This is a genomic window from Paenibacillus sp. A3 (assembly GCF_001399685.1).
Taxonomy (GTDB): domain Bacteria; phylum Bacillota; class Bacilli; order Paenibacillales; family NBRC-103111; genus Paenibacillus_G.
Genome location: NZ_JTHN01000048.1, coordinates 34,870 through 45,705, shown reverse-complemented (window position 1 = coordinate 45,705; position 10,836 = coordinate 34,870). Strand labels below are relative to the sequence as shown.

Genomic DNA, 10,836 nt, shown 5'->3' with positions numbered 1-10,836 from the left:
CCTTTGTCTCCGGATTCTACCCGCCTGAGGGGTTATTGAATCGAAGAATCCGGGGACAACAGCGATCGGAAGAACGATTCGCTCGCGCAGCGACCTCTTATGCAGCGGTCTCTTAAAAAGCAGGGGAGGTAAAGAACTTATGGAAGCGATTGCAAAAGACGGGGAACTGCGGGGAATTGCGATTATCGGGATGGCGGGACGGTTCCCGGGAGCCGGGGATTTGGAGCAATTTTGGGCCAATCTGCGAGACGGGCGGGAATCGATTACCTCCTTCAAGGAGCCGGAGAAGAACCGGGTCCATGCCGCAGGGATTTTGGAGGAAGCGGCCGACTTCGATGCCACCTTCTTCGGAATGACGCCGCGGGAAGCGGAAATGACGGACCCGCAGCACCGGTTGTTTCTGGAATGCGCCTACGAGGCCTTGGAGTCGGCAGGATATCCTCCGACGAGGTGCCCCGAACGGGTCGGGGTCTATGCGGGCAGCGGGCACTCGGATTATCTCCAGCATGTACTTAGCCATGACGAGCTTGTGGAATCGTTCGGGCCGTTCCAGATCGGTATCGGCAACCACCCGGACTTTCTCGCCACCCGCGTTTCGTACAAGTTAAACCTGAGCGGCCCGAGCGTCGCAGTGCAAACGGCCTGCTCCAGCTCCTTGGTGGCCGTCCACATGGCGTGTCAGGCGCTGCTCACGTACGAGTGTGATATGGCGATCGCCGGCGGCGTGTCGGTCAAAGCGGACCAAACGGCAGGGTTCGACTATCAGGAAGGGGGCATTCTGTCGCCGGACGGGCGCTGCCGCGCATTCGACGCCAAGTCCCAAGGCACGGCAGTCGGGAACGGGGCCGGTGCCGTCTTGCTGAAGCGGCTGGACGAAGCCGTGTTGGACGGGGATACGATTCTGGCCGTAATCCGCGGTTCGGCGGTCAATAACGACGGGGCGCAGAAGGTCGGGTATACCGCACCGAGCGTGACGCGGCAAGCCGAGGTCATCAAGGAAGCGCTGGCCGTCTCGGAGATCGACCCGGCGACGATGACGTATATCGAGGCTCACGGCACCGGCACCGCGCTGGGCGATCCCGTTGAAGTGGCCGCCTTGACGGAGGCGTACCGTGAGACTACGAGCCAGAAGCAGTACTGCGCCATCGGGTCGGTCAAAACGAACATCGGCCATCTCGACAGCGCCGCCGGAATTGCCGGGCTGATCAAAACGGTGCTGTGCCTGCAAAATAAAATGCTGCCGCCGAGTTTGCACTACACGGAGCCGAATCCGAAAATCGATTTTGCAAACAGTCCTTTCTATGTGAACGACCGGCTCAGGGAATGGATGACGGACGGGAATCCCCGCCGGGCCGGGGTAAGTTCGTTCGGTATGGGGGGCACGAATGCGCATGTCGTGCTGGAAGAAGCGCCCTTAGTAGAAGTGCGGTATCCGGAGGCGGGGGCTGCGTTCGCCAGTGCGGAGACGGAGGCCGGAACCAGGAACGGGACCGCCGATTGGAACGTCATCGTCTTGTCTGCAAAAACGGCCACGGCCTTGCGCCGGAAGACGGAGCGGTTGATCGGCTATTTGGAAGCGAACCGGGACGTTCCCTTATCCGATGTGGCCTATACGCTTGCCGCAGGAAGAGAAACGTTCGCCCGGCGGCTCGCGGTGGTCGGCCGCGATTCCGGGACGGTCGCGGACGGATTGAAAGCGAAGCTCGCGGACCTGCCGCCGTCCGACCGGGGCGCTCAAGAGCCCGCGGGCGGCAGCGAATCGCCGCTGAGCGTGGCCTTTATGTTTACCGGGCAGGGGGCGCAGCACATTTATATGGGCGCCGAGCTGTACGAATCTGCGCCCGTGTATCGCGAGCAGGTGGACCGGTGCGCCGAACGGCTGCAACCACTGCTCGGCCTCGATCTGCGGAATGTGCTGTATCCGGCTCCGTCCGAAGCGGAGGAAGCGGCTTCCCGGCTGCGCCAAACCGCCCTGACGCAGCCTGCGCTGTTCGTCCTCGAATATGCTTTGGCCAAGCAGCTGGAGGCTTGGGGCGTTCGTCCGCAGGCGATGATCGGCCACAGCATCGGCGAGTATGTGGCCGCCTGCTTGGCGGGAGTCATGACCTTGGACGATGCCTTGACCGCCGTCGCCGCACGCGGAAGTCTGATGCAGGAGATGGATCGCGGGGCGATGCTGGCGATCGCGCTGTCTGAAGCGGAAGTGCGGGAGCTGCTGGCCGATGCGTCCCCGGAGCTGTCCGTGGCTGCCGTGAACGGTCCGATGTCCTGCGTGGTGTCGGGAACCTTCGGGGCGATCGAACGGCTGGAGCAGGCGCTCGGCCACAGGAACGCTGTATCGAAGCGGCTCGCGACCTCGCACGCTTACCATTCGGCGATGATGGAGCCGATGCTCGAACGGTTCGCTTGGGTGATGCGGGGGATCGAGCTGCATGCGCCGCAGCTTCCGTACGTCTCGAATGTGACGGGAACGTGGATTACGGCGGAGCAAGCGACGAACCCGATGTATTGGGTCCGGCATTTGCGGGACACCGTCCGCTTCGCAGACGGAATCCGCCTGCTGTCGGAATCGGGAAGAACGGCGTTTCTGGAGATCGGTCCGGGACAGTCTTTGACCTCACTGGTCCGGCAGCAAACCGCCCGGAACGCGACACCTGGGGCGCTGGCGGTCAACACGCTGCCTCCGGCGGCTGCGGGCAAATCTGCGTATGCCAGCGTCCTTCAGGCGCTGGGCGAGCTGTGGTCCGCAGGCGCGGACATCGATTGCGCCGCATGGCATGAAGGCAAGGCGCGCCGTCGGTTGCCTTTGCCGACGTATCCGTTCGAGCGCTACCGCTACTATTTGGAAAAAAAGGTTCGAGCCCTCCCGGCCGCTTCTGCCGATGCGGCCGCAGCTGCGGGACAGGAGCGCCGGGCGGACATGGTCGACTGGTTCTACGCTCCGGTATGGAAACAAACGTTCCTGCCTCCGCAGACCCCGGTCTCCGGGGATGCAGCGCCGCACAAGCGAACGTATCTGCTGTTCCACGACCGGCATGGCTTGGGCGAGGCCTTAAGCGAGGGCTTGAAGAACAAGGGGCACGATGTCGTCGCCGTGCTCGAAGGCGGCGGATTCCGGCAAGTGGAGGAGGATGTTTTTACGGTCCATCCCGCACAAGGCCGGTCCTATGAGGAGCTGCTGCATGCTTTGGCGGCACAGCAGCGCTTCCCGGATGCCGTAGTCCACCTCTGGAACGTCGCCGAACCGGAGTCGGAGGAGGGGGATGTCCCCGTCCCTATTGCGCAGCGTTATGCCCGGTCGCAGCAGCTTGGGCTCTACAGCTTGATGCATTTGGCCCAAGCGATCGGCATGCAGGTGACGGCGAAGCCGACGGAGCTGATCGCGCTGACCGGCAGCCTGCAATGGGTGGCCCATGAGCAGGTGCGGAGCCCGGAGCGGGCGACTTTGCTCGGAGCGCTGCGAGTCATTCCGCAAGAGTACGCGCAGATTCGGGCACGTGCCATCGACGTGAGCCTGGCCGATCTCGCTTCGGCTTCCTCCGGACGCTTGACCCGGCAGCTGCTTCAGGAGATCGAGCATGGGGGAGAGGACTTTATCGTTGCGTACCGGGGGATGCAGCGCTTCACGCAACTCTACGAAGCGGTCAAGCTTCCGGAAGCCGATCCTGCGGATGCCGCCTTCCGCGACGGAGGCGTGTATCTGGTGACGGGGGCAACGAGTGAAATCGGCCTGCAGCTGTGTGAGGAAATCGCCCGGACGGCGAAGGTTTCTTTCGTACTGATCGGGGAGGCGTCGTTCCCGGGCGCCCGCGAGTGGGAGCATTACTTGCTGCGTAACGGGGAGTCGGACGATACGGCCAAGATCATTAAGCGAATTCACAGTCTGGAACAAAATGGAAGCCCCCTGCTCTATGCCAGCGCCGATCTGACGGATGAAGCCGGGCTGCGGGACATTGTGCGGCAAGCGGAGCGGCGGTTCGGCGCGATTCATGGCGTCTTGTTCGCCCAGGAACCGTACGGCTCGGGCTTGATCCAGTTGGGCGACCGGGAGCGGTCGGAACGGATCATTGCGCCTCAGGCGCTTGGGCTGCTCGTTTTGGTATCGCTGCTTCGCTCCCATCCGCTGGAGCTGATGATCGTGTTCTCGCGCACGATCTCGTTCACCGGCGGCATCGGACTGATGGATCAGTGCGCGTCCCATCATTTTGTCGATGCGTTCGCCAAGTGGCATGCGGCCGCCGGAGGCCGCACCGTCTCCGTCAACTGGGGCATGTGGCAGGACGACGTCTGGGTCCGGAAGCAGACGGAGCTCCCGGCGAATGTCAAGGAGCATATGCTGCAGATGCAGGCGCAATTCGGCATTACCGGAGCGGAAGGGCTTGAGGCGATCCGGCGCATCGCGGCCAGCTGGCTGTCCCAAGCTGTCGTGTCCACGCAAAGCATTCACGATGCGGTGGGCAGCGGATGGCTGCATGCGGCAGGCCACGCTGCCTCGGATAGCCGAAATAGCCGGACGGACACCGAGCACCGGGATGGTGAAGCGCCTCAAGAACCGCCGCAAACCGAGGCGGAGCAAAAGATCGCGGCCATCTGGGAGACGCTGTTCGGGATTCCGGGCATCGGCAGAGGGCAGAGCTTCTTTGATCTGGGCGGCAACTCGCTGCTCTCGATCCAGCTTGTCGCCCGGCTGCGCCAAGCGTTTCACGGCGACATCCCGATGGATGTTATTTTCCAATCGCCGACCATTGCCGAGCTGGCCGAGTCGATTGCGCAGACGCAGGTCAAGCCGGAGGAGTTGGACGAAATCGAACGCTTGCTCAGCGAAATTGAAAATATGCCGCAGGACGAGCTGATGCAGCTATTAAGCCGCGAGGGGTAAGGAGATGAGGGAATGAGCGGCATTCACGAGCGGCTGGCGGCGCTGTCGCCCGAGCAGCGGGCGCTGCTGGAGCGGCGTCTCAAGCAGCAGGGGCTCGCGGCGCCGGATACGGCAAAGCCTGGGCGTGGACAGATTGCGGCGGAAGCGGCCTTTGTTCCGAAGCGCAGGCGCAGCGAAGCGGCCATGGATTTCAGTTTGTTTTTCTTCTCCGGCGACGGCTCGACCACGGATCGTCATAAATACGGGCTGCTGATGGAATGCGCGGCGTTTGCGGACAGGCACGGGTTTAAGGCGGTGTGGACGCCGGAGCGGCATTTTGAGGAGTTCGGGGGACTGTACCCGAATCCTTCGGTGCTTAGCGCAGCGCTGGCGGCGGTCACCGAGCGGGTCGAGCTGCGGGCGGGGAGCGTCGTGCTCCCGCTGCACCATCCGGTCCGGTTCGTCGAGGAATGGTCGGTCGTGGACAACCTGTCGGGCGGGCGCGTGTCGGTTGCTTTTGCTACGGGCTGGCATCCCGCCGATTTTATCCTCGCGCCGGTGCAGGACCCGGACTATTATGTCCATCGCAAGGAAGAGCTGTTCAAATCGGTCGAACAGGTTCGGGCTCTATGGAGCGGGGAGGCGGTTCCTTTTACCGACGCCAGCGGAACGGTGCACCAAATCAAGACGCTCCCCCGGCCGATCCAAAGCGAGCTGAACCTGTGGATCGCCACGAACGGCAACGAGGAGACGTACCGGCAAGCTGCCGGAATCGGAGCCGGCATCCTGACCGGCATTCTCGGGAACGGTTTTGCCGAGCTGGAGGGCAAGATCGAGCGGTACCGCGAAGCGCTGCAGAGGCATGGCTACGATCCGCAGACGAAGAAGGTCGCGGTCATGCTTCATACCTGCCTCGGGGAGAACGACGAAGCGGTTCGGGCGAAGGTGGAGCGGCCGCTGAAGGAATATCTCAAGACTTTTTTAAGCCAACAAAGGCAAATTCTCGCCGACTACGACGGCATGACCGACGCGGACTTCGAAGCGATTGTGTCCCGCGCTTTCGATAAGTACTACCGCGAAAGCTCCCTACTCGGAACGCCGGACAAGTGCGCGAAGCTGGTAGAGACGCTCCGCGACATCGGTGTCGGGGAGATTGCCTGCCTGATCGATTTTGGCGTGGACCGGGAGACGGTGATGGAAAGCTTGGTATGGTTATCCGAATTGCAGCGGAAATTCGCCTATGACAAGGAGCTGATCCCATGAAGAATCTGACCGACCGTATCCAATCGCTGACGCCGGAGCAGCGGGCGCTGTTCGAACAGCGGCTCAAGCAAAAAAACTTGAATGCGCAGCAGCTAAGCCCGAATCCGGCTGCCGCAGCGATCCCACGGCGGAACCATACAGACCCGAGCCCGCTCTCCTTCGATCAGGAGCGGCTTTGGTTCTTTAACCGGATGCACCCTGAATCGCACGCGTACAACGTGTACGGGGCCGCCCGTTTGAGAGGAAAGCTGCATCATGGGGCGCTGGAGTACGGCATCAACGAAATCGTCAAGCGCCACGAGGCTTGGCGGACCGTCTTCGGCTGCGTCGACCCCGTGCAGACTGTGCTGCCCGAGCTCCGCGTCAGCGTTCCCGTCGTTGACCTGCGGGATATCCCCGAGGAAGAACGGGAAGCCGTCGCCCAGCAGCTCATGCGCGAAGAGGTCCAGCAATTGTTCGATCTGGAAAAAGGCCCGCTCATCCGCTTCAAGCTGTTTACGCTGTCGGATACGGAATGGACGCTCGTCTTGACGATCCATCACATTGTCATCGACCGGCTCACGTTCTCGATCTTCTTCGAAGAGCTGATGGCACATTACAAGGCGGCGCTTGCAGGCGTCCCCGCCGAGCTTCCGGAGCTGCCGATCCAGTACGCGGATTATGCCGAATGGCAGCGGAATTATTTGCAGGGCGAGACCCGGGAGAAGCTGCTCGCCTTCTGGAAGGAGCAGTTGAAGGATTGCGACTACGTCCTCGACATCCATACGGACTTCCCTCGGCCGCCCGCGATCACTTACCGGGGAGCTCGCGTCTTCCTCCGGTCGTCGAAGGAGATTTTGGATAGGCTGAAAGCGATCACCAAGCGGGAGAACGCTTCGACCTTCATGATCGTGATGGCGGCGTTCAAGGCGCTGCTCTACCGGTATACCGGGCAGGCCGACATTCTGGTCGGGACTCCGCTTGCCAACCGCAACCGGATCGAGATGGAAAAAGTAATGGGGTATTTTCTGACGATGGGCACGCTGCGTTCGCATATGTCAGGGGAGATGAGCTTCATCGACCTGCTGCGGCAGGTGCGCGATACCGCCAGAGAGGTCTACAAGCACCAGGAGCTGCCGGTCGGTCTGCTGCTGGACGAGCTGCGGGTTCCGATTGATCCGAGCCGTAACCCGTTGGTGCAGGCGGTATTCGTGTATGTGGACGTGCCGGAGGAAAAATTCGCGCTCCCCGAGCTGGAAGCGGATATTCAGATGATCGACGGGGAGACGGCCAAGTACGACGTCACCATCGGCTTAACCGAGACGGAAGACGGGCTGGATGGCTTTCTCGAATATTCCCCGGATCTGTTCCGCCGGGAGACGTTCGAGCGCATGAGCCGACATTGGGAAGCTCTGCTGCAGAGCATCGTGCGCAATCCACAGCAATTTATTCACGAGATAGCGATGCTGTCGGACAAAGAGCGGCATCAGCTCATTGACGAGTGGAACGAGACGGCGCACCCGTTCCCGGACGATTCGTGCATTCATCATCTGTTCGAGAGACAGGCAGAGCTTACGCCGGATGATCCGGCCGTCGTGTGCGGCACCCAGTCCATGGCGTACCGGGAGCTGAACCGGCGCGCCAATCAGGTCGCCCATGCATTGCGGAAGCGGGGAGTCGGCAGGGAGACGGCGGTTGGTTTGATGATGGAGCGCTCGTTCGAAACGATTGCGGGCCTGCTCGGCATTCTGAAAGCGGGGGGCGCGTACGTCGCCATCGATCCGGCTTATCCGGCCGAGCGGATTCGGACGATGATCGAGGATTCGGGAATCGAAGTTCTGCTGACTCAGCCTAAATTGGCGGATGCGGAGCCGGTCTTGGCGGTGCGGCACAAGCTCATGCTTGACGGCGCTTGGCAATCGGTTTCAGAGGAGAGCGCGGACAATCCGCGCGTCGAAGCGGATGCGGGCGACCTGGCCTACGTGATGTATACGTCGGGATCGACGGGCAAGCCGAACGCGGTAGCGATCGAGCACCGCAGCGTGTGCAATGCGGTGGAAGCAGCCATTGGGCTGTTCGGCTTGTCCAGAGGCAGCCGGATGCTGCAATATGCGTCGACGACATTCGATGCGTCGGTCTTGGAGATTTTCGCGACGCTCGCCTCGGGCGCGGCGCTCTGTCTCGTCAGCCCGGAAGCGACGGCGGGAGGCGAGGCGCTGCACCGGTTTCTGGAGGAGCAGCGGATTACGGCGATGGTGCTGACGCCGTCGGTCTTGTCCACGCTCACCCCGGACCGGCTGCCCGATTCGCTGCGTACCGTAGGAACGGGCGGGGAAGCGTGTACGCTCGACATTCGTGCGTGGCTGTCGGATTCCAGACGTTTGCTGAACCTGTACGGCCCGACGGAGGCGACCATTTTCGCGACGGCTCACGAATTTGATGCGGACAGTCTGCCCGCTTGCATCGGGCGTCCTGTCGCCAACACGCAAATTTATATTTTGGACGAGAGCTTGCAGCCCGTGCCGGTCGGCGTACGCGGGGAAATGTATATCAGCGGAGCGGGGCTGGCCCGGGGCTACAGAAACAATCCCGAACTGACAGCCGAGCGGTTCGTGGATCATCCGTTCCGTCCGGGCGAGGTCATGTACCGGACGGGCGACTTCGGCTGCCGACTGCCCGACGGAAGCGTCGAGTACCTCGGGCGGCGCGACGATCAAGTGAAGCTGAACGGCATCCGGATCGAAACGGGCGAGATCGAAGCCGCGTTGAACGGGCATCCGGCGGTCAAAGAAGCCGCTGTTCTGGTCCGGCAGGTCGCCTCTGCCTCCTCCTCCGGCAAAGCTCTCTGCGCCTATTTCGTCTCAGATCGGGAATTGGATGTCTCGGAGCTGCGCGCGCTGCTGTTGGATCGGCTGCCCGCTTACATGATTCCGGCTCATTACGTGAGGCTGGACGCTTTCCCGCTGACGTCCAGCGGCAAATTGGACCGCAAGCGGCTCCCGGAGCCTGCGGCGGTAGGCGGTCCGGCAGCAGAGTTCGTCCCACCGGAAGGCGAGCTGGAAGAGCTGATGGCTTCCGTATGGCAGGAGGTGCTGGGAGGAGAAGCGGTCGGGCGAGAAGATAACTTTTTCCACCTCGGAGGAGATTCCATTAAGGCGATTCAGATCGCATCGAGATTGTACCGCAGAGGCTGGGACCTGGAGATGAAGAAGATCTTTTTGACCCCGATGCTGAAGGAGCTTTGCCTCGATCTTAAGCCCGCCGCCGAGCAGGTGCAGATCTCGCAGGACGCCGTGGAAGGACAGATAGCGGATACGCCGATCATCCGGTGGTTTTTCGACCGTGATTTCGCTTCTTCGGCTCACTGGAACTTGGCGGTGATGCTGCATGCGGAGAACGCTTTGGACGAACCCGCCTTGAAGTGGGTGCTGGAAAAGCTGGCCGAGCATCATGACGTGCTGCGGTCCGTGGTGAGGGACGAAGAGGGCCGCAAGCTGCTGTATAACCGGGGACCGGAGGAGCAGCCGCTGATCGGTTTCGAGGTCGTGGCTCTGGACGGCGGCGATTCGATGGAATCGGCCGTTCTGGCGCAAGCCAATCGGCTGCACGAGAGCATCGATTTGGCGAACGGTCCGCTGATGAAGACCGCCTTGTTCCGGACGCCGCAGGGTGATCATTTGCTGCTCGTCGCTCACCACTTGGTGATGGATTGGGTGTCGTGGCGAATTGTGCTGGAAGATTTGGAAGCGGCTTACGAGCAGGCGCTGACCCACGAGGGTGACATCGTCATGCCGCCCAAAACGCATTCGTTCCAAGCTTGGGCAGAAGCCTTGCAGCAGTACGCCCGGAGCGGCGAAGTACTGCGCGAGGCCGATTATTGGGCGGCCGTCGAGAGCACGCCGTGTGTGGCTGTCCCAAGGGACTTCGAGGCACCGGATAACCTGTCGAAGGACGAAGCCCAAGCGATGTTCACGCTGCCGCCCGAAGAAACGGAGCGGCTGCTGAAGCAGGTCCACCGCGCTTACCATACGGAAATCAACGATATTTTGCTGACCGCCTTGGGCTTGACCTTGAAGGAATGGATCAATACGAACCGGATCGTCATCCATCTGGAAGGGCACGGCCGGGAGAACGTCGTCAAGGCTATGAACACCACCCGCACGGTCGGCTGGTTTACGTCGCAGTTTCCGGTCGTGCTGCCGATGGAGCATACGGATGATTTGGGTTACCAGATCAAATCGGTCAAGGAGCATTTGCGGCAGCTGCCGAATCACGGGATCGGCTACGGCCTGTTGAAATATATTATGCCCCGGGAAAGCGTGCCGGGCTTGACGTTTACGCAGCAGCCGGACATCTGCTTCAACTATATCGGCCAGATCGATACCGATCTGCGCAAGCGGTGGTTCGGCCCGTCGCCGTGGCCGGTCGGCCGTCTGATAAGCCCGGAAGCCGAGCGGACGGCTTCGCTTTTTATCACCGGCTATGTGCAGGACCGGCGTCTTCACATCGCGATAGACTACAATCGTACGCATCACCGTCACGACACGATCGCCGCTTTGCTGGAGAAGCTCCAAAGCCGCCTGCTGGACCTCATTCGCCACTGCGGGGAGCAAAACGCCGCCGAAGCCACGCCCAGCGACCTGGGCTACAACCGGCTGACGCTGCAAGAGCTGGATCAGCTCTACGATCTGGTCGATACGATCGAGTAGCCCTTTACGGCTGCGGCGCAACAGGAG

3 protein-coding genes are annotated in these 10,836 nt (G+C 61.7%); all 3 read left to right on the top strand.

Translation table 11 applies throughout. The features are described 5' to 3' along the window. Positions 1–139: 139 nt before the first annotated feature. The 3 genes from QJ48_RS07465 to QJ48_RS07455 are packed head-to-tail and all read left to right on the top strand — an operon-like array spanning position 140 to position 10,809. Complete coding sequence (locus tag QJ48_RS07465; protein WP_054973010.1) at positions 140–4,879, top strand: type I polyketide synthase; 4,740 nt, start codon at positions 140–142, stop codon at positions 4,877–4,879. Between the two features lie 12 nt (positions 4,880–4,891). After that, positions 4,892–6,121: a MupA/Atu3671 family FMN-dependent luciferase-like monooxygenase gene (locus tag QJ48_RS07460; RefSeq protein ID WP_054973009.1), complete on the top strand. Its 1,230-nt coding sequence runs from the start codon at positions 4,892–4,894 to the stop codon at positions 6,119–6,121. Then, positions 6,118–10,809, top strand: a complete 4,692-nt coding sequence (locus QJ48_RS07455; RefSeq protein ID WP_054973008.1) for a non-ribosomal peptide synthetase — start codon at positions 6,118–6,120, stop codon at positions 10,807–10,809. Before QJ48_RS07460 ends, QJ48_RS07455 begins: the two co-directional genes overlap by 4 nt. Positions 10,810–10,836 lie beyond the last annotated feature (27 nt).

Bases quoted from the DNA above. Each gene is read 5' to 3' on its own strand.
- QJ48_RS07465 (WP_054973010.1), top strand. From the start codon at position 140: ATGGAAGCGATTGCAAAAGACGGGGAACTGCGGGGAATTGCGATTATC.
- QJ48_RS07460 (WP_054973009.1), top strand. From the start codon at position 4,892: ATGAGCGGCATTCACGAGCGGCTGGCGGCGCTGTCGCCCGAGCAGCGG.
- QJ48_RS07455 (WP_054973008.1), top strand. From the start codon at position 6,118: ATGAAGAATCTGACCGACCGTATCCAATCGCTGACGCCGGAGCAGCGG.